The following is a 25,564-nucleotide window of genomic DNA, read 5'->3' on the forward strand; positions in this document are numbered from 1 at the left end:
CTTCCCCACGAGGAGGAGACGAGCATGGCCCGACAGAACCCGACACGGCGACGCCACACCCTGCAGGATGTGGCCGACAGCGTCGGCTTGTCCGTCAACACCGTCTCCCGCGCGCTGAACGACATGCCGGGAGTGAGCGAGGTGACCCGCGTTCGCATCAAGCAGGAGGCCGAGCGCATCGGCTACGTGCCGAATGCCAACGCCCGCTCCCTCGTCCTGGGCTCGCGCAAGACCATCGGTGTGGTCGTCACCAACCCGTCCAACCCGTTCTATGCCGAGATGATCAGCGAGATCGAGTGGCACTGCGGCGAGCACGGATACACCATCCTGCTGCTGCTCTCGGACGAGTCGGTGGAGCGCGAGCGCGACGTCGTCGCCGCAGCGATGCGCAGCGGCGTCGACGGCCTCATCGCGGTGCCGGTTCAGGGGCGCCCGAGCCCCTGGACCGGCCTACAGCGCGCGGGCCTGCCCCTCGTGCTGGTCAGCCGCGAGGTCCCCGATCTCGACGTCGAATTCGTCTCGACCGACAACGAGGCGGGGGCCTTCGCGACCACCGACCTGGTCCTCTCGCTGGGCGCTCGTGATGTCGTGCTGCTGGAGGAGGATCTGCCGATCTCCACCATCGATCATCGGATCGCCGGGTTCCGGAGGGCATTGGGCGCGCACGGCATCGACTTCCAGCCCGACATGATCGGGGCGATTCCTCCCCGTCGCAGCGCTCGGGCCGCACTGCCCTGGCAGGCGGAGGACGCGTACCGCGTGTCCCGTGACCTGCTCGACCGCGGGCGACGGCCGGAGGCCTTCGTCGTGGGCAATGACTACTTCGCCCTCGGCCTTTACACCGCTCTGGGCGAGTACGGCCTGTCGATTCCGGGTGACGCTCTCGTCGTCGGCTTCGGCGACTACCCGTTCTCGCGGTTCCTCAACCCGCCGCTCTCCACCGCCCGGCTCCCCGCCCGCGAGGTGGGTCGCATCGCAGCACTATCGCTGCTGACCCAGCTCGAGTCCGACGAACCGGTCACCCCGACTCGCACTCTCATCAAACCGCAGCTCGTCGCTCGCGCTTCGACGCAGCGGTGACCCTCCCCTCAGCCCTCAGAAGGAGCACTCATGTCAAACTTCGCCGCTGTCATGCCTGAACTCGGCCGCATCGTGATCCAGGACGTCGGCACGCCCGAGCTCGGCCCTCGCCAGGCGCTTGTACGGGTCGAAGCGGTCGGTGTGTGCGGCTCGGACACGGCGTACTTCACCGTCGGCCGCATCGGCGACTGGGTCGTCGACGAGCCCATCATCCTCGGCCACGAAGCAGCCGGGGTCGTCACGGCCGTCGGGCCGGAGGTCACGCAGGTCAGCGTGGGCGACCGCGTGGCGATCGAGCCGGGGACCCCGTGCCGGGACTGCCGCGACTGCATGGCCGGGCGCTACCACCTCTGCCCCGACCTGCAGTTCCTGGCGACGCCGCCCTACGACGGCGCCCTGGTGCAGACGATCGCCCTCGACGAGCGGAATCTTTTCCCGGTCCCCGAGTCGATGAGCCTTGAAGAAGCGGCGATGTGCGAGCCGCTCTCCGTGGGGATCTGGGCATGCCGCCGCGCAGGACTGCGCGCCGGAGACGGCGTGCTCGTGTCGGGCGCCGGTCCGGTGGGCATCCTCGCCGCCCAGGTCGCACGAGCCGAGGGCGCTGCATCCGTCACGGTCACGGATGTCTCGGACGAACGGCTCTCCTTCGCCGCGCAGATGGGCTTCCGCACGCAGCGCGCCGACGAGCCTGCCGACGACGAGAGATTCGACGTGCTGCTCGAGTGCTCCGGAGCCCCCGGCGCGCTGGCCGCGGGTCTGGCCCGCCTGGGTACCGACGGCAGAGCCGCGATGGTCGGCATGCCGAAGGATGCCGTGTCGCTGCCGCTGTCGAACCTGAACGTGAACGAGTTGACCATCTCGCTCGTCAACCGGTACGCCCACACCTGGCCGACCGCCATCGCGCTGATCTCGTCGGGACGAGTCGACGTGGCCTCCATCGTCACCCATCGCTTCACCCTCGACGAGACGGAGGCCGCCATCATGAACGCGCGAAACGAGCCGGCTTCCATCAAGGCAATCGTCGAGCCGCAGCGTCGCAGCTGAGCCGCGCTTCCCGACGCGAGGAGGAAGATCATGCGCTGCACCGTCGGCGTCGACGTCGGGACGTCCAGCAGCAAAGGCGTCCTCGTGGCCGAGGACGGCACCATTCTGCGGACCGTGACACGGGCGCACACCGTCGAGCGGCCCCGCAGCGGCTGGGTCGAGATGGACGCGAATGTGTGGTGGCAGGAGTTCATCGACATCCTTCGCGAGCTGCTGTCATCGACCGACGAGTCCGAGCCCGCCGGCGCACCGACGGTCGTGGCCGTGGGCGTCAGCGGTATGGGACCGTGCGTCCTGCTCGCCGATCAGAACGACGAGCCCGTTCGCCCGGGCATCCTTTACGGCGTGGACACCCGCTCGACAGCGCAGATCCGCCGGCTGACCGAAGAGCTCGGGGTCGACGAGATCACGCGCGTCGGGGGATCGGTCCTGACCTCGCAGGCCGCCGGGGCGAAGATCGTCTGGGTCGCGGACGAGGAGCCGATGGCGTGGGCGCGCGCGCGACGGCTCTTCATGCCGGCGTCGTGGCTGGCCTGCAAACTCACCGGCGCGTACGTGCTGGATCACCAGTCGGCCAGCCAGGTATCACCGCTGTACGACATCGAGCGCGAGCAGTGGCACGAGCCGTGGTGGAGCCGGTACGCCGCCTCGATCGAACCGCCCGCGTTGACATGGGCGGGCGATGTCGCAGGTCACGTCACCCCGGAGGCCTCCGCCATCACCGGAATCCCCGCCGGAACGCCCGTGATCACCGGCACGATCGACGCCTGGACGGAGGCGGTCAGCGTCGGCGCGCACGGACCGGGCGATCTGATGCTGATGTACGGAACGACCATGTTTCTCGTCGCCACCGGATCCGAGACGCTGCGCACCCCGTCGATGTGGACCACCGCCGGCGCGTTCCCCGGCACGCGGAATCTGGCCGGCGGCATGTCCACCTCGGGTGCCCTGACCGCGTGGCTCAAGGATCTGACAGCCGCCGGATACGCAGAGCTGCTCGCGGAGGCTGCCAGATCGGGACCGGGCGCGCGGGGGCTGCTGATGCTGCCGTACTTCGCCGGCGAGCGCACGCCCATCCAGGATCCGGACGCCCGCGGGGTGATCGCCGGCCTCACGCTGCGACACGGTAGGGGCGACCTTTACCGCGCCGCGCTGGAGGCCATCGCCTTCGGCGTGCGCCACAACGTGGAGACGATGCGGCAGGCCGGTGCCGACATCCGCCGCGTCGTCGCCGTGGGTGGTGGAACGCAGGGCCGCCTCTGGCTGCAGATCGTCTCGGATGTCACGGGACTGGTCCAAGAGGTGCCCACCACGACGATCGGCGCCAGCTACGGCGCCGCTTTCCTCGCGGCGACCGCGGTAGCCCGCGACGGCGCGATGCCGCGTATCGAGCACTGGAATCCCGTCGCCGAGCGCGTCATCCCCGATCCCGAGGCGAAGTCGGCCTACGACGCTTTGTTCCAGCGGTACCTGGCGCTGTACGACGCGACGGCGGACGTCGTGCACGAGCTCGCCGCGACACAGCTCGATTGACACGCAGCTCGACGGACACCCACGCCGGCGGGCCAGACGAGCTGGCCCGCCGGCGTGCGTGAGCGGTGGTCGGATCAGCCGTTGCAGATCTCGCCGAGCTCCTTGCTCGCGTCGGTGACCTTCGAGACGGTGTCGTTGACCTTCTCCATGGCGTCGCTCGCCTGGGAGGGGTCGGCCGAGACCTCGCCGATGATCGTCGAGAACTCGCCGTACGCCGACATGAACTCGTTGTAGACGGGCGAGACCTCCTCGTTGGTGATCTTCTCACCGAGCGCCTCGAACTCCTCCTGCACGTCCGCGAGCGCGGAAGCGGCGGCCTCGGGGTCGGTGGCGGCGGAAGCCGAGAGCTCCTGCGCCTTGTTGCTGATCTCGGTGCCCTCGTCGACGAAGAGCTTGCAGGCGTCGGCGACGCTCTGGCTGCTCGCGGCCGGCTTGTCAGCGGCCTTCTCGCCGCTGCCGCTGTCGCCCGCCGAAGCCCCCGAGCAGCCGGTGAGACCGACAGCGAGGACGAGAGCGGTGATGAACAGGGCGGACTTGGGTGCGGTGCGCATGGATTCTCCTCCGGTGACAGGCCGAAGGCCCGCCTTGCGCAGCCCCCCGACTATGAGAACCCTATTGCACACGACCCCCGCTGGGCGGGCGACCCAGCGCATCCCGGTACGATCGGTGGGTACGTCTCTCCCCGAGCACCAGGAAGCGAGGTGGTTCACCATGTCGAGTGACAGTCATAGTCGCAGACACGTCATCCCCTCCGCTTCCGCATCGCTCGGCTGAGCGGCGGCGTCTGCTGCGACGCACGCCCCGGCGTTCCCCGCAACGCTCCCGCGCGGTGCCTGATCAAGGCTCGCCATGACTCCTTTCCAGCTCCAGTCCGTCTCCGAGGCCGCCGACGACATCCGCCGTCTCATCTCCGAGCAGGATCTCGCCGGCGCATCAGCCAGGCTGACCCCGCTGTCCGTTCCCGAGGTGGTCGAGCTCGTCGACCGGCTCGGCATCGAGGACGCCGCGATCGTCTACCGGCTGCTCGCGAAGGCACGGGCACTCGACGTGTTCGAAGCGCTCTCCCCCGGCACCAGGGGCGACCTGGTCGGCGCGCTGCGCCGCGCAGAGGTGACCTCGCTGTTCGCCGAGATGGATCCGGATGATCGGGTCTGGCTGCTCGACGAGCTGCCGGCCTCGGTCGCCCCGCAGCTGCTGCGCGGGCTCACCCGGCAGGAGCGCGACCTGACCGCGGGCATGCTCGGCTATCCGCAGCACTCGGTCGGCAGGCGCATGAGCCCGGAGTTCGTCACCACGCATCCCCGTCTCACGGTGCGCGACACGTTCGCGCGCATCCGCGCCGCGCTCGACAGCGCAGAGACCGTCTACACGCTGCCGGTGACCGACGCGCGCCGGGTGGTGGGGATCGTGAGCCTGCGCGATCTGATGTCGGCCGACGAGGAGGCCCTGATCGCGGACGTCATGAGCGACCCGCACGTCGCCGAGGTCACCGAAGACGCCGAGGTCGCCGCGCGGCGCACCACCGACTACGGTCTGCTGGCGCTGCCCGTGGTGGACGGCGAGCAGCGGCTCGTCGGCATCCTCACGATCGATGATGCCGCCCGCATCCTGAAGCAGGAGGAGAGCGAGGATGCCGCACGCCAGGGCGGTGTAGAGCCCCTGCGCCGCTCGTACCTGTCGACGCCGATCCGTCGCCTGGTGCGCTCACGCGTGGTGTGGCTGCTCGTGCTCGCCGTCGGCGCGACCCTGACCGTGCAGGTGCTCGACGCGTTCGAGGCGACCCTCGCGCAGATGACCGTGCTGGCGCTGTTCGTGCCGCTGCTGATCGGCACCGGGGGCAACACCGGCAATCAGGCCGCGACGACCGTGACCCGCTCGCTGGCGCTGGGCGAGATCGTCCCGCGAGACCTGCGCAAGGTGCTCTTGCGGGAGGTCAGGGTGGGGCTGTGTCTGGGGCTGCTGCTCGGCACGCTCGGATTCGCGATCGCCGGGCTCGTCTACGAGTGGCACATCGGGCTGGTCGTCGGCCTGACGCTCGTGGCCGTCTGTACGGTGGCCGCATCGATCGGCGGCATCATGCCGCTCGCTGCTCGAGCCATGAAGGTCGACCCGGCGGTGTTCTCGAACCCGTTCATCACGACGTTCGTCGACGCGACGGGCCTGATCATCTACTTCCTGATCGCGAGGGCCGTGCTCGGCATCTGAGCGCTACTGGGCGGTGTCGCCGGTTGCGGCCCGGTCCGCGTCGGCGGCGTGGCGCGGATGCCACAGCACGACCTCGGTCGAGCGGCGGATGCGCCGGCCGGACGGCAGGGTGACGACCTGCCCGGATGCCCCGGCGGCGAAAACGCGCACACCGGGGCGGGTCTCGCGCTCGGCGCGCAGCTCGCCCTCGAGCTCGGTGACGCGGCGACGCAGCATCCGCACCTCGTCCTCCAGGTCGAGCAGACGGGCGATGGCCGGCAGGCTCATCCCCTCGCTCGAGAGCTGGGCGACCTCGCGGAGCTGCTCGATGTCGCGCATCGAGTAGCGCCGCGAGCCGCCGCGGGTGCGGCCGGGCACCACCAGGCCGATGCGGTCGTACTGCCGCAGGGTCTGGGGGTGCATCCCGGCCAGCTCCGCGGCGACCGCGATCGCGAAGACGGGCGAATCGGCGTCCATGCTCAGGCCTTCGCCTTGGCCATCATCTCGGCGCGCGGGTTCTCCTTGGGGCCGAGCTCGCGGAAGCGCTCGAGCGCCTCCCTGGCGGCCTCGTCGAGGTGCGAGGGCACGGCGATCTGCAGCTCGGCGAGCAGGTCGCCGGTGCCCTTCGCCGTCGTCACGCCGCGACCCTTGACGCGCAGCACGCGCCCGGACGGCGTGCCGGGCGCCACACGCAGCTTGACGATCTCGCCGCCGAGCGTGGGCACCTCGATGGTCGCGCCGAGTGTCGCCTCGGTGAACGTCACCGGCACCGTGAGGCGCAGGTTCAGTCCGTCGCGGGTGAACACCGGGTGCGGGCGCACCTTCACCTGCACGACGATGTCACCTGGCTCGCCGCCGTCGGGCGACGGGCGTCCGCGGCCGCGCAGACGGATCTTCTGCCCGTCCTTCACGCCCGCGGGCACCTTCACCTTGAACGGCTTGCCGTCGCCGGCCTGCAGGGTGATCGTGTCTCCCTGCACCGCCGTGGCGAAGTCGAGCGTGGTCGTGGCCGTGAGGTCGGCGCCCTTCTGCGGGCCGCCGAAGCCGCGGTACCCGCCTGTCGGCTGGCCGAATCGGCCGGAGCCGAACGAGCCGCCGCCCTGCGAGAACATCGAGAAGATGTCGTCGAAGTCGGCCTGGCTCGCGCGACCGCCCTGCCCGAACCGGCTGAAGACGTCTTCGAAGCCGCCTGCCCCGCCGGCACCGGGCGCCGTGAACCGCGCGCCCGAGCCCATGGCGCGGATCTCGTCGTACTCGCGACGCTGCTCGGCATCGCTGAGCACGCTGTACGCCTCGCTGATCTCCTTGAACTTCGCCTCGGCCGCCGCATCGCCCTGGTTGGAGTCGGGGTGGTACTTGCGGGCGAGCTTGCGATATGTCTTCTTCAGATCGGCGTCCGAGACGTCCTTCGAGACGCCCAGCGTCTTGTAGAAGTCCTTGTCGAACCAGTCCTGGCTAGCCATCGATCACCTGCTTCTACTCGGCGGGAACAGCGACGACGACTTTGGCCGGGCGCAGTTCGACGTCGCCGAGGCGGTAGCCCACCTCGACGACCTCGAGGATCGTGGAGGTGGTGACACCTGGTGTCGGCTGCTGGAAGATCGCCTCGTGCTGCTGCGGATCGAACTCGTCGCCCTGCGCGCCGTAGGCGATGACGCCGAGGCGCTCGACCACCGCGCGCAGCTTGTCGGCGATCACGGCGAAGGCCGAGCCCTCGGTGAGGTCGCCGTGCTGCTGGGCACGGTCGAGGTCGTCGAGCACGGGCAGCAGGCCCTTGGCGACCTCGCCCTTGGCGCGGGCGATCTCGACATGACGCTGCTCTTCGGTGCGGCGACGGTAATTCGCGTACTCGGCGGTCAGGCGCTTCAGGTCGGTCAGCAGCGCGTGCTCGGCGTCGACGATGCCCGCGTCGGAGCCGTCCTCGCTGGACGCCTCGTCGATCTGCTCGGCGTTCAGGATGTCGTCGACCGTGAGGTCGTCGTCGGAGCCCTCGGCCGCGGCGGCCTCGGCGGAGTCGGGATTGTCAGGAACGTCCTGGTTCTGCGGCGCGGGGCCGGATGCCTGAGCATCCGACCCCTCCGGAACCTCGTTCTCGTCGAAGTTCTTGTCCGTCATGATTACTTCTTCTCGTCCTCGTCGTCCACGACCTCGGCATCGACGACGTCCTCGTCGGAGGAGGCGTCGGCCGGGGTCTCGTCACCTGCGGGGGCGCCGGCTGCGGCGTCCGCCTGGGACTGGGCGTAGATCGCCTCGCCCAGCTTCGTCTGCGACTCGTTCAGCTTGTCGAATGCGGTCTTCACCGCCTCGTCGTCGTCGCTGGCGAGAGCCGTCTTGAGCGCGTCGACATCGCCCTGCACCGAGGTCTTGACGTCCTCGGGGAGCTTGTCCTCGTTCTCCTTGATGAGCTTCTCGATCGAGTACGAGAGGGTCTCGGCCTGGTTGCGCACCTCGGCGGCCTCACGGCGCTTCTTGTCTTCGGAGGCGTGCTCCTCGGCCTCGCGCACCATGCGGTCGATGTCCTCCTTCGACAGCGACGAGCCGCCGGTGATGGTCATCGACTGCTCCTTGCCTGTGCCCTTGTCCTTGGCGGACACGTGCACGATGCCGTTGGCGTCGATGTCGAAGGTGACCTCGATCTGCGGGATGCCACGGGGGGCCGGGGCGATGCCGGTGAGCTCGAAGGTGCCGAGCGGCTTGTTGTCGCGGGTGAACTCGCGCTCGCCCTGGAAGACCTGGATCGCGACCGACGGCTGGTTGTCGTCGGCGGTGGTGAAGGTCTCGCTGCGCTTGGTCGGGATCGCGGTGTTGCGGTCGATGAGCTTGGTCATCATGCCGCCCTTGGTCTCGATGCCGAGGCTCAGCGGGGTGACGTCGATGAGGAGGACGTCCTTGCGCTCGCCCTTGAGGACACCGGCCTGCAGGGCGGCGCCGACGGCGACGACCTCATCGGGGTTGACGCCCTTGTTGGCATCCTTGCCCGTCTCGCGCTTGACGAGCTCGGCGACGGCGGGCATACGGGTCGAGCCGCCGACCAGCACGATGTGGTCGATGTCCGACACCTTGATGTTCGCCTCGCGGATGACGTCCTCGAAGGGCTTCTTGGTGCGGTCGAGGAGGTCCTTGGTGAGGTCCTCGAACTTCGCGCGGGTCAGGCTCTCGCTCAGCGAGACGGGACCCGAGTCGGTCAGCGACAGGTACGGCAGGTTGATCGAGGCGCTCGTCGAGCTCGAGAGCTCCTTCTTGGCCTGCTCGGCGGCCTCCTTGAGGCGCTGCAGGGCGATCTTGTCGCCCGAGACGTCGACGCCCGTGGTCTCCTTGAACTGCTTGATCAGGTAGTCCACGACGCGCTGGTCCCAGTCGTCGCCGCCGAGGCGGTTGTCACCGGCGGTGGCGCGCACCTGGATGGTCGAGAAGTCGTCGTCCTTGCCCACCTCGAGCAGGGAGACGTCGAAGGTTCCGCCACCGAGGTCGAAGACGAGGATGAGCTCGTCCTCCTTGCCCTTGTCGAGACCGTAGGCGAGGGCGGCCGCGGTGGGCTCGTTGATGATGCGCAGCACGTTGAGACCTGCGACCTCACCGGCCTCCTTCGTGGCCTGACGCTCGGCGTCGTTGAAGTAGGCGGGAACGGTGATGACGGCGTCGGTCACGGTGTCGCCGAGGTACGACTCGGCGTCGCGCTTGAGCTTCTGGAGGATGCGCGCGGAGATCTCCTGCGGCGTCCACTTCTTGCCGTCGACGTCGAACGTCCAGTCGGTGCCCATGTGGCGCTTGACCGACGCGATCGTGCGGTCGACGTTGGTGACGGCCTGGCGCTTGGCGGTCTCGCCGACGAGCACCTCGCCGTCCTTGGTGAACGCGACCACCGACGGGGTGGTGCGGAAGCCCTCGGCGTTGGCGATGACCTTGGGCTCGCCACCCTCGAGGACGCTGACGACGGAGTTGGTGGTTCCGAGGTCGATACCGACAGCACGTGCCATGTGTTTCTCCTTTGCATTGGTGAAGTCTCGGACGATCAGACGTGAACCTGAGTCGTGATGACTCAAGTGTAGACGCAGGTCCGGATGCTGTCAAACAAACTTGATATGACACGGCTCAGGTTTGTGTCGATAGCGTCGCATGTCGCTGTTTGACGCCACGCGCCACGCATCCGGGCCGGGCGATCTAGAGTCGCCCGTATGGCCCGACCTGCGCTGCTCGCCGTCTCGCACGGCACCTCCGACGCCGACGGAGCGCGCTCGATCGCCGCTCTCGTCGCGCGCGTGGCCGAGCGCCTGCCCGACGTCGACGTGCGGGCGGCTTTCGTCGACGTGCAGCAGCCCGACGCGGCGAGCGCGCTGGCCGCGATCGACGGACCGGTCGTGATCGTGCCGCTGCTGCTCTCGCAGGGCTTCCACGTCCACCACGATCTGCACGGCATCGCGGTGGACAAGGCGGATGCCGTCGTCACCGACCCGCTCGGCCCCGACGCCCTGCTCGCCGAGGCCCTTGCCGAACGGCTCGGCGGCGTCGCGAGCCCCGACTCTCCCGTCGTACTCGCCGTCGCCGGCTCCCGCGACGAGCGATCGGTGCCGGATGCCGAGGGCATGGCCGCACTGCTGCGCGCCCGCACCGGCCGGCGCGTCGATCTCGCGTACCTCGCCGCCCGGCATCCGGATCTGCCGACGGCGCTGACCGCCGCACCGGATGCCGTCGTCGCGACCTATCTGCTCGCACGCGGGTTCTTCTTCGATCTCGCCGCACGCCACGCCGGCGCGCATCCGATCACGCCGCCGCTGCTCGACGATCTTCTGCCCGACCAGGGCATCCCGGATGCCCTGGTCGACCTCGTCGTCGCGCGATACGCCGGGGCGCACCAGGGCTGACCCATCCGAGACAGGCGAACAAGCCGAGGCAGGACGGATTCACGCGGCTGCGTCCTACGTCGGGTGGATCGCCTGCGCTCGCGCGGTCGTCGCCACCGGATGCACACATCCGACGACCGCGCCACCCCCGCCGCGTCATGTTTCACCTCACATGACGCCGTGTTTCCCTCCAGGTCTTTCCGTGTCACGGAAGGTTTCCGGCCCGGATCGCAGTACGTACCTTGATCCCCAGCCATTCATCAAAGGGGGGCCTCGATGACCATCCAGCAGCCGACGACGATTCGCGGCGCGCGCACCCGCACCAGTCGCACGCCGACCAAGCCGCACGGCCAGTGGGCCGTCGACGGACGCGAGCCGCTGAACACGAACGAGGAGATCAAGCTCGCCGACGACGGACTCAACGTGCGCGAGCGCATCGAGACGATCTACGCCCAGGGCGGGTTCGCGAGCATCGATCCGTCCGACCTGCACGGGCGTTTCCGCTGGTGGGGGCTGTACACCCAGCGCAAGCCCGGCATCGACGGGGGCCGCACCGCTCAGCTCGAGCCGCACGAACTCGAAGACGAGTACTTCATGATGCGGGTGCGCATCGACGGCGGTCAGCTCACCACCCGGCAGCTGCGCGTGATCGGCGAGATCTCGACGGAGTTCGGCCGCGACATCGCCGACATCACCGACCGGCAGAACGTGCAGCTGCACTGGGTGCGCATCGAGGACGTGCCCGAGATCTGGCGTCGCCTCGAAGCGGTCGGGCTGAACACCACCGAGGCCTGCGGCGACGTGCCGCGCACCTTCCTCGCCTCGGCCGTGGCCGGCATCGCCGAGGACGAGCTCATCGATCCGACACCGCAGCTGCGCGAGATCGTCGACCGCTACCTCGGCGACCCGAGCTTCTCGAACCTCCCGCGCAAGTACAAGACGGCGATCACCGGGCATCCGAGTCAGGACGTCGTGCACGAGATCAACGACTGCTCGTTCGTCGCCGTCGAGCACCCGGATCTCGGTGTCGGCTACGACCTGTGGGTCGGCGGCGCCCTCGCCGCGGTGCCCCGCCTCGGCGAGCGGCTCGGCACCTTCGTGCCCCCGGAGCGGGTGGCCGAGGTGTGGCACGGCGTCACCAGCATCTTCCGCGACTACGGCTACCGCCGGCTGCGCAACAAGGCGCGGATGAAGTTCCTACTCGCCGACTGGGGCACCGAGAAGATGCGCGACGTGCTCGAGAGCGAGTACCTGGCCTCCCCACTGCCCGACGGTCCGGCCCCCGCCGAGCCGGTCGGCGCACCCGACCACGTCGGCGTGCACCGGCAGAAGGACGGCCGGTTCTACATCGGCGCCGCGACCACGGTCGGCCGTCTCTCCGGCACCACTCTGACGCGTCTCGCCGACCTCGCCGAGGCGAACGGATCGCAGCGCGTGCGCCCGACGGTCTTCCAGAAGATCCTCGTGCTCGACGTGCCGGAGGACCGCGTGCCGTACGTGGTCGCCGGGCTCGACGAGCTCGGTCTGCCATCGCGCCCGAGCCTGTTCCGCCGCGGGACGATCGCCTGCACGGGCATCGAATTCTGCAAGCTCGCGATCGTCGAGACGAAGGCGAACGCCGCGCAGGCGATCGACCAGCTGGAACAGCGCCTGGCCGAGCTCGAACCCGAGATCGGCCAGACCATCACGCTGCACGTGAACGGGTGCCCCAACTCGTGCGCGCGCATCCAGACGGCCGACATCGGGCTGAAGGGCCAGCTCGTCATGATCGACGGCCAGCAGGTTCCCGGCTATCAGGTGCATCTCGGGGGTGGCCTGGCCACCGAGGGGCGCGCCGAGGCAGGCCTCGGGCGCACCGTGCGCGGGCTGAAGGTTCCGGCCGACGGCATCGCCGACTACGCGGAGCGGGTGATCCGCCGCTACCTCGCCGACCGGTCCGAGGGCGAGAGCTTCGCCACGTGGGCGCACCGCGCCGACGACGAGGCGCTGCAGTGAGCACCGCACGACGGGGGTCGCTGAGCCTGCCGCAGGGGCGCCGCCCTGCGTCCGAGCTGCGCGCGCTCGCCGAGCGCGGCAACGCCGAGCTGCGCAGCCGACAGCCTGACGAGGCGAGCCCTGCCGAGGTGGTCGCCTGGGTCGCCGCCAACTTCGCTGTCTCGCAGGCCGCCGTCGCCTGCTCGATGGCGGATGCCGCGCTTCCCCACCTGGTCTCGCAGAGCCTTCCCGGAGTCGACGTGCTCTTCCTCGACACCGGCTACCACTTCCTCGAGACGAGGTTCACGAGAGACGAGGTCGCATCGCGGCTCGATGTGAACGTCGTCGACGTGAAGCCCGCGCAGAGCGTGCGGGATCAGGATGCCGAGTTCGGCGCCGACCTGTTCGCCCGGGATCCCGGCCTGTGCTGCGCGCGACGCAAGGTCGAGCCGCTGCAGCGCGCACTCGGCGGCTACGAGGTGTGGTTCACCGGTGTGCGCCGTGACGAGGCGCCCACCCGCGCGGCGACCGAACTGGTCGTCTGGGACGAGCGCAACGGGCTCGTGAAGGTGAACCCGGTCGCGGCGTGGAGCTTCGACGACCTCATCGACTACGCCACGGTGCACGACGTGCCGGTGAACCCCCTGATCGCGAGCGGGTACCCCTCGATCGGCTGCGCGCCGTGCACCCGGCCGGTCGCCCCCGGCGAAGACCCTCGCTCCGGCCGATGGGCCGGACTGACGAAGACAGAATGCGGGCTGCACGTATGAACTCCACGAATCCAGTCACCACCACGCGTGTCGACTCGCTCCGCTCGCTCGACGACCGGGACGGCGAACCCGCCGGCCTGAGTACGCTCGACCTGCTCGAAGCCGAGGGCATCCACATCATCCGCGAGGTGGTCGCCGAGTTCGAGCGCCCCGTGCTGCTGTTCTCGGGCGGCAAGGACTCGGTCGTGGTGCTGCACCTCGCCGCGAAGGCGTTCGCCCCCGGTCGGGTGCCGTTCCCCGTGCTGCACGTCGACACGGGGCATAACTTCCCCGAGGTGATCCGCTTCCGTGATGAGACGGTCGCCCGGCTCGGCATCGACCTCGAGGTCGCGCGCGTGCAGGACTACATCGACGACGGCCGCCTCTTCGAGCGCCCGGACGGCACGCGCAACCCGCTGCAGACACAGCCGCTGCTGGATGCCATCGCGGCCGGCCGCCACGACGCGGTCTTCGGCGGCGCCCGCCGCGATGAGGACAAGGCGCGGGCCAAGGAGCGCATCATCTCGCTGCGCGACGAGTTCGGCCAGTGGGATCCGCGCAACCAGCGCCCCGAGCTGTGGAGCCTGTATAACGGCCGGCACCTGCCCGGGCAGCACGTGCGCGCCTTCCCCGTCTCGAACTGGACCGAACTCGACATCTGGCGCTACATCGAGCGCGAGGACATCGCGCTGCCGCCGCTGTACTACGCCCACGAGCGCGAGGTGTTCCAGCGCTCGGGCATGTGGTGGGCGGTGGGCGAGTTCTCGCAGCCGCGCGACGACGAGCAGGTGGTGCGCCGCACGGTGCGCTATCGCACCGTCGGCGACATGAGCTGCACCGGTGCGGTCGAGTCGGACGCCGCCGACACGGCGGCGATCGTCGACGAGGTCGCCCGCACCACCCTCACCGAGCGCGGTGCGACCCGGGCCGACGACCGAATCAGCGAGGCCGCCATGGAGGACCGCAAGAAGGACGGGTATTTCTGATGAGCACCGACAGCACGACGCGACGCGTCCCGACTCCCTTCGCTCGCTCGACGACCGGGGAGCTGTTCCGGTTCGCGACCGCGGGCTCGGTCGACGACGGCAAGTCCACCCTGGTCGGCCGGCTGCTGCACGATGCGAAGGCGATCCTCGCCGACCAGCTCGACCAGGTGGCCGCGACCTCGCGCGCCCGCGGCTTCGCACATGGCGCGTTCGACTTCGCGCTGCTCACCGACGGGCTGCGCGCCGAGCGCGAGCAGGGCATCACGATCGACGTCGCGTACCGATACTTCGCCACCGACCGGCGCAGCTTCATCCTCGCCGACTGCCCGGGGCACGTGCAGTACACCCGCAACATGGTCACCGGAGCGGCGACGGCAGACGCCGTGATCGTGCTGGTGGATGCCCGCAAGGGCGTCGTCGAGCAGACCAGACGCCACCTGGCCGTGGCGTCGCTGCTGAGAGTCGCGCACGTGATCGTCGCGGTGAACAAGATCGACCTCATCGGATTCGACGAGCAGACCTATGTCGACATCGAACTCGAGGCGCTGCGGGTGGCCGACGAGCTCGGCATCAGCGCCGTGCGCGTGCTGCCCGTCTCGGCGCTGGAGGGCGACAACATCGTCGACAGGTCCGAGCGCACCCCCTGGTACGGCGCAGAGACGCTCTTCGAGCTGCTCGAGACGCTGCCAGTGCGCACCGACGCCGAGGCTCCGCTGCGACTGCCGGTGCAGCTCGTGCTCCGCCCGCAGGGCGGCCTCTCGCCCGAGATCACCGCAGACGAAGCCGAGCGGCTGCGCGACTTCCGGGGTCTCGCCGGGCGCATCACCGCAGGCACCGTCTCGGTCGGCGACCGAGTGCAGGTGCTGCCCTCGGGCCTCTCCAGCGAGGTCACGGGTGTGCACGTCGCCGGCGTCGACACCGGCGCGGCCTCGGTGCGTCAGTCGGTGACGCTCACGCTGGCCGACGAGATCGACGGGGCCCGCGGCGCCCTGGTCGTCGCCGAGGGCTCGGCTCCGCCGTTGCGACGGGATGCCGTGGTCGAGCTCTTCCAGCTCGACCCCCGCTCCACGGCGCCGGGCGCCCGCGTGCTCGTCAAGCACGGCACGACGACCGTGCAGGCGTTCGTCGCCGAGGTGCTCACCCGTCGTGACCTCGAGACCCTCGCGCACATCGACCTGAACGCGGCGGCGGATGCCTCGCTCGCCGAGAACGAGATCGGCCGCGTGCGGCTGCGCCTGGCATCCGATCTCCCACTCGAGCCGTACGCGCAGAGCCGCGAAGGCGGCTCGCTGCTGCTCATCCACCCCGCCGACGGCGCCACTCTGGCCGCCGGCACCGTCATCGACTGACCCGACCGCGCAGCACCGAACCGCAGCACGAGCCTAAGGAGGCGAAACCGTGAACATCACCCGCACGAACAGGACATTCACCGCACTGGGGGCCCTGGCGATGGGCCTCACCGCGCTGGTGCTCGCAGGCTGTGCCCCGGCATCCGGATCCGCCGCCGAAGGGGATGCGGCAGAGCTGCGTCTCGGCTACTTCGCCAACGTCACCCACGCGCCGGCGCTCGTCGGGCTGTCGGAGGGACTGTTCGACGAGGCGCTCGGCGACGTCGACCTGACGACCGAGATATTCAACGCCGGCCCGGCCGCGATCGAGGCTCTGTCGGCCGGCGCGATCGACGCCGCCTACATCGGGCCGAACCCCTCGATCAACACGTTCATCCAGTCGGGAGGCGCCTCCGCCCGCATCATCGCCGGAGCGACGTCGGGAGGGGCCGCTCTCGTCGTGCGCGACGGCATCGACTCACCCGCCGATCTGGAGGGCGCGAACCTGGCCAGCCCGCAGCTCGGGAACACGCAGGACGTAGCGCTGCGCAGCTGGCTGGCCGAGGAGGGGTACGCGACCTCGGTCTCGGGCGGCGGCGACGTCAGCATCTCACCGACGGAGAACGCCCAGACGCTGACGCTCTTCCAGGACGGACAGCTCGACGGCGCATGGCTGCCCGAGCCGTGGGTGTCGCGCCTGGTCGTCGAGGCCGGTGCGCACGTGCTGGTCGACGAGGCCGACCTCTGGGACGACGGGGCTTTCCCGACCACCGTGCTGCTCGTGCGCAAGGACTTCGCCGACGAGCATCCGCAGCTCGTCGACAAGCTGCTCGCAGGTCACATCGCCGCGGTGCGATGGCTGGACGAGAACGAGGCCCAGGCCGGCGCCGTGATCAACGCCCAGCTCGATGAGGCGACCGGCAAGCGGCTGGCCGACGACGTGCTGGCTCGGGCGCTCGAGAACGTCGACTTCACGGTCGATCCGCACGCGGAGACGTTCCAGGCGCTCGTCGCCGATGGGCTCGCCGCTGGCACCCAGAAGAAGGGCTCGATCGACGGGCTGTTCGACCTGCGCGCGTTGAACGCGCAGCTCTCGGACGCCGGCGACGACGCCGTCTCGGCCGCGGGACTCGGGGAGCAGTGATGGCGAGCCGCGACACCCTCGCACGCCCCGCCGTCACGCACGGCCACCTCGTCCCCAGCTTCGACGGCGTCAGCCCCCTGCCCGGCGAGCGAGCACCCGTCGACCCGGCGGTACGCGTCTCGCACGTCACCAAGCGGTACGGCGTCGGGCCGATCGTGCTCGACGACATCTCGCTCGACATCGCACCCGGCGAGTTCGTGTGCCTGCTCGGGGCGTCCGGCTGCGGCAAGTCGACGCTGCTCAACCTCATCGCCGGTCTCGAGCCGACGACCTCCGGGGCCATCGAGACGCCCGACGGCGGGTCTGCGGTGATGTTCCAGGACTCGGCGCTGATGCCGTGGCTCACCGCCCGCCGCAACGTCGAGCTGGCGCTGCGGCTGCGCGGCGTGCCGCGGGGCGAGCGCGCGGCCGAGGCCGACCGGCTGCTCGCGACTGTGAACCTCGCCGAAGCCGGAGACAAGCGACCGCACGAGCTATCCGGCGGCATGCGTCAGCGGGTCGCTCTGGCGCGAGCGCTGGCTCAGGATCGGCCGGTGCTGCTCATGGACGAGCCGTTCGCCGCCCTCGACGCCATCACCCGCGACCTGCTGCACGAAGAGCTCGAGCGCGTGTGGCGGGCCACCAGCCGCACGATCGTGTTCGTCACGCACAACGTGCGCGAGGCCGCGCGTCTGGGGCAGCGCGTGGTGCTGCTCTCGAGCAGGCCGGGCCGGATCGCCGGCGAGTGGCGCATCCGCAACACGGTCGCGCGGCGCATCGAATCGCCCGAGGTCGCGGCTCTCGCCGGCGAGATCACCGCCGAGCTGCGGAAGGAGCTGGCCCGCAATGCCTCCTGAGTCGACAGCGCCGACGACGCCCACCCCCGTCGAGCACGACGATCTGCGCACCCTGTCGAGCGGTCTCGATCGGCTGCAGTCCGATCCGGCTCAGGCCGCGCCGCGCTGGCGCGGCATCATCGCCAAGGCGCTGCCGCCGGTCGCCCTGCTGCTCGTGCTGGTGGCGCTCTGGCAGCTCTACATCACCGTGGCCGCCCCGCGCCCCGACAAGGCGCCCAGCCCGACCGCGGTGCTGGCCGCCCTCGGCGACGCCTGGGAGTCGGGTCGCCTGCAGCAGGCCGTGCTCACCAGCCTCGAACGCGGCGGGCTGGGTTTTCTCATCGCGATCGCCATCGGCACCCCTCTCGGTCTCGCCCTCGCCGAGTGGAAGCTGCTGCGTCGCGCCGCCGGCCCGCTGATCTCGGGGCTGACCGTGCTGCCCTCGGTGGCCTGGGTGCCCGCGGCGATCATCTGGTTCGGGCTGACAGATGCGACGGCGTACTTCGTGATCCTGATGGGCGCCATCCCCTCGATCGTGAACGGCCTGCTGTCCGGCATCGACCAGGTGCCGCCGCAGCTGCGCCGGGTCGGCACCGTGCTCGGCGCCACCCGCTGGCAGCTCGCCACCGCCGTCGTGCTGCCCGCCTCGCTGCCCGGGTACGTCGCGGGTCTGAAGCAGGGCTGGGCGTTCTCGTGGCGCTCGCTGATGGCCGCCGAGATCATCACGATGGGCGGCTCGATGGGCTTCGGTCTGGGAACGCTGCTCAATCAGTCGCGCGAGCTGGCGGACCTCGCCAGCGTGCTCGGCACCATCATCCTGATCCTCGCGATCGGCATCGTCATCGAGCTGGTGCTCTTCGGGCCCCTCGAACGCCGGATGCTGCGCGATCGCGGCCTGCTGCTGGGAGGCACCTCATGACCGGAACAGTGACCCTCGTCGGCGCCGGCCCCGGCGATGCCGGGCTGCTCACGCTGCGCGGACTGCGCGCGCTCGAGAAGGCCGACGTGATCGTGGCCGACCGGCTCGGCGCGCGCAGTGTGCTCGCCCAGCTCGAGGCGGAAGGCTCCGTCATCGCCGCCGAGGTGATCGACGTCGGCAAGCTGCCCGGTCACCATCCCGTGCCGCAGGACGGCATCAACGAGCTGCTCGTCGAGCTCGCCCTCGCCGGCCGCGACGTCGTACGGCTGAAGGGCGGCGATCCGTTCGTCTTCGGCCGCGGTCGCGAAGAGCAGCTGTTCTGCGAAGCCGCCGGCATCCGGGTCGACGTCGTGCCGGGCGTGACCAGCGCCGTCTCGGTGCCGGCCGTCGCGGGCATCCCCCTCACGCATCGCGGCGTCAGCGCGTCGTTCAGCGTCGTCAGCGCGCACGACCAGATCGAACCCGGTGGGTCGGTGAGCAGGTCGGGTGCCGACCACACGCTGGTGCTGCTCATGGGCGTCAGCACGCTGGCGCACTCAGCGCACGTGCTGGCCGCCGGCGCGCGCGGCACCGACTGCCCGGTCGCGATCGTCGAAGACGGCTACGGCAGCGGCGAGCGCGTGACGATCGGAACGCTGGGCACGATCGCGCAGCTCGCCGCCGCGGCGCAGGTGCGCTCCCCCGCGGTGGTGGTGGTCGGCGAGGTGGTGCGGCTGAGTCCGTTCGCCGCGGCGCTGGTCCCGGCATCGACGGATGCCGAAGACGCCGCGCCCCGGGCATCCGCCGCCGCACGCCGGCGGGGGCGCTCGCGCCTGACCGCCGCACTCGACGCCGGCCTCGCCGTCGACACCGGGCTGGTGCGGGCGATCGACTCGAGCTTCCGCTCCTCTCATTCCGCTTCGTCTCGAAAGGCCTCCCTGTCATGACTCTCTCCACGCTGCGCGTCGCGATCGTCGGTGCGGGACCCGCCGGCATCTATGCGGGCAACCTGCTCGCTCAGGCCGTCGCCGCCCTCCGCCCGGCTCAGGGAGCCGACTCGCTCGACGCGGTCGAGACCGACGCGGTCGAGATCGACGCGGTCGAGATCGACCTGTTCGAGTCGCTTCCCGCCCCTTACGGGCTGATCCGCTACGGCGTCGCGCCGGACCACCCCCGGATCAAAGGCATCGTCAGCTCGCTGCACGAGATGCTCGACGCTCCCCAGCCCGGGCCTTCGAGCCTGGCGGACACTCGCCGCACCATCCGGTTCATCGGCAACGTCGAGGTGGGTCGCGACATCGCTCTCGACGAGCTGCGCGAGCGGTACCACGCGGTGATCCTCGCCACTGGTGCGCTGCGCGATGCGACGCTCGACATCCCCGGCGTCGACCTGCCCGGCTCGTACGGCGCGGCCGACTTCGTGGCCTGGTACGACGGGCATCCCGACGTGCCCCGCACCTGGCCGCTCGAGGCGTCGTCGGTCGCGGTGATCGGCAACGGCAACGTCGCGCTCGACGTGGCGCGCGTGCTCGCCAAGCACGCGGTCGATCTGCGCACCACCGAGGTGCCGGACAACGTGCTCGCGGGCCTCGAGTCGTCGGCGGTGACCGACGTGCACGTGTTCGGCCGCCGCGGACCCGCCGACATCAAGTTCACGCCGATCGAGCTGCGCGAGCTGGGTGAGGTGCGCGACGTCGACATCGTGCTGTACGACGAGGACTTCGAGGGCGTCGATCCGGCGGCCGCGCCCAACAACCAGCTCAAGGTCATGCTGCGCACCCTGAACTCGTGGCGGGGAAAGCCGTCGACGGGGGCGTCGCGGCGTCTGCACCTGCACTTCTGGCACGCGCCGGTCGAGATCACCGGTGACGACCGCGTCACGGGCATCCGGTTCGCCCGCACCGCGCCCGACGCGGCAGGCGCCCCGGTGCCGACGGGCGAGGTGCGCGAGTACGACGTGCAGGCGGTGTACCGCGCGATCGGCTACTACGGCACGCGCGTCGAGGGCGCGGACTTCGACGAGCGCCGCGGCGTGGTGCCCAACGTCGAGGGAAGGGTGCTCGGCCAGACCGGCCTCTACGCGACCGGCTGGATCAAGCGCGGCCCGGTCGGGCTCATCGGGCACACGAAATCCGACGCCCTCGAGACGATCGGCCACCTCGTCGCCGACGCACGGGCGGGACTGCTCACCCACCCCGCCGCACCCGGGCCTCTGAGCCCCGCGGAACCCGGGTCCCTGAGCCCCGCGGAACCCGGGCCCCTGAGCCCCGCGGAACCCGGGTCCCTGAGCCCCGCGGGATCTCGGCCCCTGCGCCTGTCGAAGGGCGATGTGCTCGACCTGCTCGACGAGCGCGGGACGGCCTACACGACCTGGGACGGCTGGCTGGCGCTGGACGCGCACGAGCGCGCGCTCGGCGAGAATCACGAGCACGTGCGCGAACGCGTCAAGGTCGTCGACCGCGAAGAGCAGGTCGAGATCTCGCAGCCGGGGGTGCTGACCCGATGACCTATGTGATCGCGCTGCCCTGCGTGGACGTGAAGGATCGCGCCTGCATCGACGAGTGCCCGGTCGACTGCATCTACGAGGGCGAGCGCTCGCTGTACATCCACCCCGACGAGTGCGTGGACTGCGGCGCCTGCGAACCGGTCTGCCCCGTCGAGGCGATCTACTACGAAGACGACCTCCCCGAGGAATGGGCCGACTACTACAAGGCCAACGTCGAGTTCTTCGACGAGATCGGCTCTCCGGGCGGCGCATCCAAGGTCGGCGTCTACGACTTCGACCACCCGGTCGTGGCCGCGCTCGCCCCACAAAGCCCTTCAGGGGCGCACGGATGACCGACTACGACGTGCTGATCGTCGGCGGCGGGCCGGCCGGGCTGTCGGCCGCGCTGAACCTCGGACGCTCGCTGGCCCGCGTGCTGGTCGTCGACGCCGATCGGCCGCGCAACGCGGCGACGCTCAACTCGCACGGCTTCCTCACGCGTGACGGAGTACCGCCGTTCGAGCTGCGGCGCATCGCCCGCGAAGAGCTGGCGGCGTACCCGAACGTCGAGATCCGCTCGCGGGTGCGCGTCGGCGCGCTGACGGCGACGGATGCCGGGTTCGCGGCCGGCATCGGCCGGCGCGAGCCCGCAGAGCAGGTGACGGCTCGCTCGGTGCTGCTCGCGACCGGGCTGCGCGAGACGCTGCCCGACGTGCCGAATCTGCGCGGCTTCTACGGCATGAGCCTCTTCAGCTGCGCCGCCTGCGATGCCTGGGAGCTGCGCGGGCGCAGCCTGGCGCTCATCGGCGAATCGAACGACCTCGCCGACCGGGCGAGGCTGATCGCGCACTGGACCGCTCGGCTGACCGTGTTCACGAACGGCTCCGACGCGGTGGGCACCGCCGAGGAGGCGGAGCTCGTGGCCGCCGGCGTGACGGTCGTGCGCTCCCCCGTCGTCGAGCTGGTCGGTGACCGGGGCCGGATCGAAGCCGTGCGCACCGCCGACCGCGAGGAGCACGTGATCGACGGGGGGTTCGTGCGCCCGGAGTGGGAGGCCGACCTGTCGTTCCTCGGCGGGATCACGCCGGAGCGCGATGGGCAGGGGCACCTGCTCACCGACAGGTCGGGTCGCACCAGCATCCGGGGCCTGTACGCGGCGGGCGATGTCGCCGCCCCCGGGCCTCAGCAGCTGATCGTGGCGGCCGGGGCCGGAGCGCGCGTCGCGGCGGTGATCACGCACGACGCGATCGGGGTGGCCACGGCGCACTGACCATCGTGGGTCACCTCGCGGCGATGCGCTCCAGCGCGTCGAGGGGGATCCTGACCCACGACGGGCGGTTGCGCTTCTCGTAGATCGCCTCGTAGACCGCCTTGTCGGCTTCGTAGGCGTCGAGCAGAGCCTGCAGCGGTGGGCTCAGTTCGGTCGCCGCTTTCGCGTCATCGGGATCGCAGGCCGTCGCGTACCCGTGCAGGAAGTGCTCGCGTGCAATCGCCGACCACTCCTTCGCGCGTTCGCCACGCAGCTCCTGCTCCTCGTCTTCGGTGGGGCGACCCGCCAGAGACATCTCGACGACGCCGGGCGCGTAGCTGAACGAGCGCAGCATGCCCGCCACGTCGCGCCAGGGCGAGTCGGGCAGCGCCCGCTCGGCGAACGGCCGGCCCGGCTCGCCCTCGAAGTCGACGATCCGCCAGCCGTGCGACGTGCGCAGCGTCTGGCCGAGGTGCAGATCGCCGTGCACACGCTGCACGTCGAGCCCGTCCAGCCGCGCGACCGAGTCGTACAGCGCGCGCAGTCGGTCGGCGTACGGTTCGATCTCGGGCACGATCGGCAGCGCTCTTTCGAGCCGTTCGGTCATCGTACGGGCCAGCTGAGCGGTCGCATCGGGGCCGCGACGCTCCAACGGGAACCGTTCGCGCAGCGCGGCGTGCACCTCGGCGAGCGCCTCACCCAGTCGCGCGGCCTCACCGCCGAAGTCGCCCCCGGACTCGGCCACGGTCAGCTCGGGGTCGGCCAGCGCGGTGCGCACACTCGCGGTGGCAAGCTCGAAGCCGTCGGCTGCCGTGCCCAGCAGCTCCTGCAGCATCGCGAGCTGCAGGACCTCGCCGTCGAGATCGAGCTCGATCCAGCCGTAGAGCTCGGCGATGTGCTCCGAACCCGCGTTGGTGAGAACGTCATGGATCTCGATATCGGCGTTCAGTCCCGGGTTGACCTTGCGGAACAGCTTCATGATCGCCGTGTCGTCGAAGCGCAGCGACGAGTTCGACTGCTCGCCGGTGAGGGGCGAGGAGCGCAGCTCGGAGTCGAGCGCCGGGCTGGCCGCCACACGTCGGAAGCGCAGCCCCCCGACGTCCGCCCGTCCGCTCGGCTCGGCGGCGATGAAGCCGCGCAGCCAGAGCGCCATGGCATCGCGGTCGTGAACCGCGTCGTAGAGGTGGCGCTCGCGCCCCTCGAACTCGATGGCGCCGACGTAGGCGTGGCTGTGCCGGTCGTCGAATTCGTCGTATGCCGACAGCGGCACCTGGTACAGCTCGGTGCCGCCCTCGTCGTCGGCGTACTCGACGGTGATGAGCAGCACGCGCACGGCGGGATCCCGCCCGGCATCCGTCAGCTCGCCGAGCTGCCTCACCGCCGTGACGTGGAACGGGCGTCCCTTGCCGCCGAACCACCGCGTGCGAACCAGGTACCCCTCCAGAAGAGAATGATCGATCAGGTTCACAGCAGCCCCTCCTCAGACTCCTCCGCCGGCGCATGCAGCTGGAACCAGTAGAAGCCGTGCCCGGCCAGCGTCAGCAGGTACGGCCACTCGCCGATGCGCGGGAACGGCACCCCGCCGACCAGTTCGACCGGGACCATCCCCTCGAAACGCCGCAGATCCAGCTCGACCGGCTGCGGGAACTGCGACAGGTTGTTCACGCACAGGATGACGTCGACCGAGCCGTCATCGTTGGTGTGCTCGCGCGTGTACGACAGCACCGACGGGTTCGAGCCGCCGAGGTCGTTGAAGCTGCCCAGGCCGAATGCCGGATGCCGCTTGCGCGCGTGCACCATCTGCCGCGTCCAGTGCAGGAGCGACGAGCGATCCTCCTGCTGCGCCTCGACGTTCACCGCGAGGTAGCCGTAGACGGGGTCCTGCACGACAGGCTTGCTGAGCTTGCCGGGGTTCGCGGACGAGAAGCCGGCGTTGCGGTCGCTGGTCCACTGCATCGGGGTCCGCACCCCGTCACGGTCACCGAGCCAGATGTTGTCGCCCATGCCGATCTCGTCGCCGTAGTACAGCACCGGCGAGCCGGGCAGCGACAGCAGCAGGGCGGTGAACAGCTCGATGCGGTCGATGTCGTTCTCGAGCAGCGGAGCGAGTCGTCGACGGATGCCGATGTTGGCCTTCATCCGCGGATCCTGCGCGTACTCGTTCCACATGTAGTCGCGGTCTTCGTCGGTGACCATCTCGAGCGTCAGCTCGTCGTGGTTGCGCAGGAAGATGCCCCACTGGCATCCGGCGGGGATTGTGGGGGTGTCGGCGAGGATCTCGCTGATCGGGTAGCGCGATTCGCGGCGAACGGCCATGAAGATGCGCGGCATCACCGGGAAGTGGAAGCACATGTGGCATTCGTCGCCGCCCACCTCGGGGTCGCCGAAGTAGTCGACCACATCGGCCGGCCACTGGTTCGCCTCGGCCAGCAGCACCCGGCCAGGGTAGTTCTCGTCGACGAAGCGGCGCACCTTCTTGAGGAACTCGTGGGTCTCGGGCAGGTTCTCGCCGTTGGTGCCCGGCCGCTCGTAGAGGTACGGAACGGCGTCGAGGCGGAACCCGTCCAGCCCCATGTCGAGCCAGAACCGCATGGCGTCGAGCATCGCCTCGTGCACCTTCGGATTGTCGAAGTTGAGGTCGGGCTGGTGGCTGAAGAAGCGGTGCCAGAAGTACTGCTTGCGCACCGGGTCCCACGTCCAGTTGCTCGGCTCGGTGTCGACGAAGATGATCCGCGCATCCTCGTAGAGCTGGTCGGTGTCGCTCCACACGTAGAAGTCGCCGTAGGGGCCGTCGGGGTCGCTGCGGCTGGCCTGGAACCACGGATGCTCGTCGCTCGTGTGATTCATGACGAAGTCGATGATCACCTTGATGTCGCGCGCGTGTGCGGCGTCGAGGAACTCCTGGAAGTCGTCGGTGGTGCCCAGATCGGACTGCACGCCGGTGTAGTCGGCGACGTCGTAGCCGCCGTCGCGCAGCGGTGAGGGGAAGAACGGCGGGATCCACAGGCAGTCGACGCCCAGCCACTGCAGGTAGTCGAGTTTGTCGATGAGGCCGCGGAAATCGCCGACGCCATCGCCGTCGCCGTCTTTGAACGAGCGCACGAGCACCTCGTAGAACACCGCTGTCTTGAACCACTCGGGCGCGGGGCTGCCCGGGGTGTCGGGGAACGGCTCCTGTGTGAGCACAGGGATCGAGGCGGTGTACGGGGCGGGTTCGGCGGTCATGCGGGCTCCCTCACCATCGGATTGCGTCC

Annotated in this window: 23 protein-coding genes; 16 read left to right on the forward strand and 7 right to left on the reverse strand. The window is 70.1% G+C overall.

Annotation, left to right across the window (positions count from 1 at the left end; all coding sequences use genetic code 11):
• The first annotated feature begins 24 nt into the window (after positions 1-24).
• Genes V2S05_RS09165 through V2S05_RS09175 form a run of 3 tightly spaced genes read left to right on the forward strand, consistent with a single transcriptional unit; the run spans position 25 to position 3,657 of the window.
• Entirely contained in the window at positions 25-1,080 is a 1,056-nt protein-coding gene (locus tag V2S05_RS09165; RefSeq protein WP_413634854.1) for a LacI family DNA-binding transcriptional regulator, read from the forward strand.
• Positions 1,081-1,110: 30 nt separating this feature from the next.
• The gene (locus tag V2S05_RS09170) at positions 1,111-2,124 is read left to right on the forward strand and encodes an NAD(P)-dependent alcohol dehydrogenase (protein WP_413634855.1); all 1,014 of its coding nucleotides are present in this window, start codon (positions 1,111-1,113) and stop codon (positions 2,122-2,124) included.
• 30 nt (positions 2,125-2,154) lie between these two features.
• Positions 2,155-3,657: an FGGY-family carbohydrate kinase gene (locus V2S05_RS09175; protein WP_413634856.1), complete on the forward strand. Its 1,503-nt coding sequence runs from the start codon at positions 2,155-2,157 to the stop codon at positions 3,655-3,657.
• 74 nt (positions 3,658-3,731) lie between these two features.
• On the opposite strand, the gene V2S05_RS09180 is transcribed toward V2S05_RS09175, so the two are convergent.
• A complete protein-coding gene (locus V2S05_RS09180; protein WP_413634857.1) occupies positions 3,732-4,208 on the reverse strand; it encodes a hypothetical protein in 477 nt (158 codons plus the stop codon).
• A 298-nt stretch (positions 4,209-4,506) separates the two neighbouring features.
• On the opposite strand from V2S05_RS09180, the gene mgtE reads away from it, so the two are divergent.
• On the forward strand, positions 4,507-5,862 hold the full coding sequence (gene mgtE / locus V2S05_RS09185; protein ID WP_413634858.1) for a magnesium transporter: 1,356 nt from the start codon (positions 4,507-4,509) through the stop codon (positions 5,860-5,862).
• A gap of 3 nt (positions 5,863-5,865) precedes the next feature.
• On the opposite strand, the gene V2S05_RS09190 is transcribed toward mgtE, so the two are convergent.
• Genes V2S05_RS09190 through dnaK form a run of 4 tightly spaced genes read right to left on the reverse strand, consistent with a single transcriptional unit; the run spans position 5,866 to position 9,818 of the window.
• Positions 5,866-6,318 (reverse strand): heat shock protein transcriptional repressor HspR, encoded by a 453-nt coding sequence (locus V2S05_RS09190; protein WP_413634859.1) that lies wholly within the window; start codon positions 6,316-6,318, stop codon positions 5,866-5,868.
• 2 nt (positions 6,319-6,320) lie between these two features.
• Entirely contained in the window at positions 6,321-7,304 is a 984-nt protein-coding gene (locus tag V2S05_RS09195) for a DnaJ C-terminal domain-containing protein (protein WP_413634860.1), read from the reverse strand.
• Between the two features lie 13 nt (positions 7,305-7,317).
• Entirely contained in the window at positions 7,318-7,956 is a 639-nt protein-coding gene (locus tag V2S05_RS09200; protein WP_413634861.1) for a nucleotide exchange factor GrpE, read from the reverse strand.
• 2 nt (positions 7,957-7,958) lie between these two features.
• Positions 7,959-9,818 carry a molecular chaperone DnaK gene (gene dnaK / locus V2S05_RS09205; RefSeq protein WP_413634862.1) on the reverse strand — a complete coding sequence of 620 codons (1,860 nt, stop codon included), beginning with the start codon at positions 9,816-9,818 and terminating at the stop codon, positions 7,959-7,961.
• Between the two features lie 198 nt (positions 9,819-10,016).
• Between dnaK and V2S05_RS09210 the strand changes: the two genes are divergently transcribed.
• The 12 genes from V2S05_RS09210 (at position 10,017) to V2S05_RS09265 (ending at position 22,331) form a co-directional block, all read left to right on the forward strand.
• On the forward strand, positions 10,017-10,703 hold the full coding sequence (locus V2S05_RS09210) for a sirohydrochlorin chelatase (protein ID WP_413634863.1): 687 nt from the start codon (positions 10,017-10,019) through the stop codon (positions 10,701-10,703).
• 255 nt (positions 10,704-10,958) lie between these two features.
• Positions 10,959-12,677: a nitrite/sulfite reductase gene (locus tag V2S05_RS09215; RefSeq protein ID WP_413634864.1), complete on the forward strand. Its 1,719-nt coding sequence runs from the start codon at positions 10,959-10,961 to the stop codon at positions 12,675-12,677.
• On the forward strand, positions 12,674-13,426 hold the full coding sequence (locus V2S05_RS09220; RefSeq protein ID WP_413634865.1) for a phosphoadenylyl-sulfate reductase: 753 nt from the start codon (positions 12,674-12,676) through the stop codon (positions 13,424-13,426). The genes V2S05_RS09215 and V2S05_RS09220 overlap by 4 nt, the downstream gene beginning before the upstream one ends.
• Complete coding sequence (cysD, locus tag V2S05_RS09225) at positions 13,423-14,391, forward strand: sulfate adenylyltransferase subunit CysD (protein WP_413634866.1); 969 nt, start codon at positions 13,423-13,425, stop codon at positions 14,389-14,391. The genes V2S05_RS09220 and cysD overlap by 4 nt, the downstream gene beginning before the upstream one ends.
• Entirely contained in the window at positions 14,391-15,740 is a 1,350-nt protein-coding gene (locus V2S05_RS09230; protein WP_413634867.1) for a sulfate adenylyltransferase subunit 1, read from the forward strand. Before cysD ends, V2S05_RS09230 begins: the two co-directional genes overlap by 1 nt.
• A gap of 55 nt (positions 15,741-15,795) precedes the next feature.
• Positions 15,796-16,863: an ABC transporter substrate-binding protein gene (locus V2S05_RS09235; protein ID WP_413635263.1), complete on the forward strand. Its 1,068-nt coding sequence runs from the start codon at positions 15,796-15,798 to the stop codon at positions 16,861-16,863.
• Positions 16,863-17,699, forward strand: coding sequence for an ABC transporter ATP-binding protein (locus tag V2S05_RS09240; protein ID WP_413634868.1), 837 nt, complete (start codon positions 16,863-16,865; stop codon positions 17,697-17,699). The genes V2S05_RS09235 and V2S05_RS09240 overlap by 1 nt, the downstream gene beginning before the upstream one ends.
• A complete protein-coding gene (locus V2S05_RS09245; protein WP_413634869.1) occupies positions 17,689-18,597 on the forward strand; it encodes an ABC transporter permease in 909 nt (302 codons plus the stop codon). Before V2S05_RS09240 ends, V2S05_RS09245 begins: the two co-directional genes overlap by 11 nt.
• Positions 18,594-19,523, forward strand: a complete 930-nt coding sequence (cobA, locus tag V2S05_RS09250) for a uroporphyrinogen-III C-methyltransferase (protein ID WP_413634870.1) — start codon at positions 18,594-18,596, stop codon at positions 19,521-19,523. The genes V2S05_RS09245 and cobA overlap by 4 nt, the downstream gene beginning before the upstream one ends.
• Complete coding sequence (locus V2S05_RS09255) at positions 19,520-21,082, forward strand: FAD-dependent oxidoreductase (RefSeq protein WP_413634871.1); 1,563 nt, start codon at positions 19,520-19,522, stop codon at positions 21,080-21,082. The genes cobA and V2S05_RS09255 overlap by 4 nt, the downstream gene beginning before the upstream one ends.
• On the forward strand, positions 21,079-21,414 hold the full coding sequence (gene fdxA, locus V2S05_RS09260) for a ferredoxin (protein WP_271639168.1): 336 nt from the start codon (positions 21,079-21,081) through the stop codon (positions 21,412-21,414). The genes V2S05_RS09255 and fdxA overlap by 4 nt, the downstream gene beginning before the upstream one ends.
• Positions 21,411-22,331 carry an NAD(P)/FAD-dependent oxidoreductase gene (locus V2S05_RS09265; RefSeq protein ID WP_271639167.1) on the forward strand — a complete coding sequence of 307 codons (921 nt, stop codon included), beginning with the start codon at positions 21,411-21,413 and terminating at the stop codon, positions 22,329-22,331. The genes fdxA and V2S05_RS09265 overlap by 4 nt, the downstream gene beginning before the upstream one ends.
• A 10-nt stretch (positions 22,332-22,341) precedes the next feature.
• Here V2S05_RS09265 and V2S05_RS09270 read toward each other — a convergent pair whose 3' ends face one another.
• Both V2S05_RS09270 and treS read right to left on the reverse strand, forming a co-directional pair.
• Positions 22,342-23,778, reverse strand: a complete 1,437-nt coding sequence (locus tag V2S05_RS09270; RefSeq protein WP_413634872.1) for a maltokinase N-terminal cap-like domain-containing protein — start codon at positions 23,776-23,778, stop codon at positions 22,342-22,344.
• Positions 23,775-25,535 (reverse strand): maltose alpha-D-glucosyltransferase, encoded by a 1,761-nt coding sequence (gene treS, locus V2S05_RS09275; protein WP_413634873.1) that lies wholly within the window; start codon positions 25,533-25,535, stop codon positions 23,775-23,777. Before treS ends, V2S05_RS09270 begins: the two co-directional genes overlap by 4 nt.
• Between the last annotated feature and the right edge of the window lie 29 nt (positions 25,536-25,564).

This window comes from Microbacterium sp. OR16, from assembly GCF_047306725.1.
Lineage (GTDB): Bacteria > Actinomycetota > Actinomycetes > Actinomycetales > Microbacteriaceae > Microbacterium.

What these genes read in the sequence shown, in the direction of transcription:
- V2S05_RS09240 (WP_413634868.1), top strand. Translation starts at nt 16,863, where the DNA reads ATGGCGAGCCGCGACACCCTCGCACGCCCCGCCGTCACGCACGGCCAC.
- cobA (WP_413634870.1), top strand. Translation starts at nt 18,594, where the DNA reads ATGACCGGAACAGTGACCCTCGTCGGCGCCGGCCCCGGCGATGCCGGG.
- V2S05_RS09165 (WP_413634854.1), top strand. Translation starts at nt 25, where the DNA reads ATGGCCCGACAGAACCCGACACGGCGACGCCACACCCTGCAGGATGTG.
- V2S05_RS09200 (WP_413634861.1), bottom strand. Translation starts at nt 7,956, where the DNA reads ATGACGGACAAGAACTTCGACGAGAACGAGGTTCCGGAGGGGTCGGAT.
- V2S05_RS09210 (WP_413634863.1), top strand. Translation starts at nt 10,017, where the DNA reads ATGGCCCGACCTGCGCTGCTCGCCGTCTCGCACGGCACCTCCGACGCC.
- mgtE (WP_413634858.1), top strand. Translation starts at nt 4,507, where the DNA reads ATGACTCCTTTCCAGCTCCAGTCCGTCTCCGAGGCCGCCGACGACATC.
- V2S05_RS09230 (WP_413634867.1), top strand. Translation starts at nt 14,391, where the DNA reads ATGAGCACCGACAGCACGACGCGACGCGTCCCGACTCCCTTCGCTCGC.
- V2S05_RS09195 (WP_413634860.1), bottom strand. Translation starts at nt 7,304, where the DNA reads ATGGCTAGCCAGGACTGGTTCGACAAGGACTTCTACAAGACGCTGGGC.
- V2S05_RS09180 (WP_413634857.1), bottom strand. Translation starts at nt 4,208, where the DNA reads ATGCGCACCGCACCCAAGTCCGCCCTGTTCATCACCGCTCTCGTCCTC.
- V2S05_RS09245 (WP_413634869.1), top strand. Translation starts at nt 17,689, where the DNA reads ATGCCTCCTGAGTCGACAGCGCCGACGACGCCCACCCCCGTCGAGCAC.
- V2S05_RS09190 (WP_413634859.1), bottom strand. Translation starts at nt 6,318, where the DNA reads ATGGACGCCGATTCGCCCGTCTTCGCGATCGCGGTCGCCGCGGAGCTG.
- fdxA (WP_271639168.1), top strand. Translation starts at nt 21,079, where the DNA reads ATGACCTATGTGATCGCGCTGCCCTGCGTGGACGTGAAGGATCGCGCC.
- treS (WP_413634873.1), bottom strand. Translation starts at nt 25,535, where the DNA reads ATGACCGCCGAACCCGCCCCGTACACCGCCTCGATCCCTGTGCTCACA.
- V2S05_RS09215 (WP_413634864.1), top strand. Translation starts at nt 10,959, where the DNA reads ATGACCATCCAGCAGCCGACGACGATTCGCGGCGCGCGCACCCGCACC.
- V2S05_RS09255 (WP_413634871.1), top strand. Translation starts at nt 19,520, where the DNA reads ATGACTCTCTCCACGCTGCGCGTCGCGATCGTCGGTGCGGGACCCGCC.
- cysD (WP_413634866.1), top strand. Translation starts at nt 13,423, where the DNA reads ATGAACTCCACGAATCCAGTCACCACCACGCGTGTCGACTCGCTCCGC.
- dnaK (WP_413634862.1), bottom strand. Translation starts at nt 9,818, where the DNA reads ATGGCACGTGCTGTCGGTATCGACCTCGGAACCACCAACTCCGTCGTC.
- V2S05_RS09175 (WP_413634856.1), top strand. Translation starts at nt 2,155, where the DNA reads ATGCGCTGCACCGTCGGCGTCGACGTCGGGACGTCCAGCAGCAAAGGC.
- V2S05_RS09265 (WP_271639167.1), top strand. Translation starts at nt 21,411, where the DNA reads ATGACCGACTACGACGTGCTGATCGTCGGCGGCGGGCCGGCCGGGCTG.
- V2S05_RS09170 (WP_413634855.1), top strand. Translation starts at nt 1,111, where the DNA reads ATGTCAAACTTCGCCGCTGTCATGCCTGAACTCGGCCGCATCGTGATC.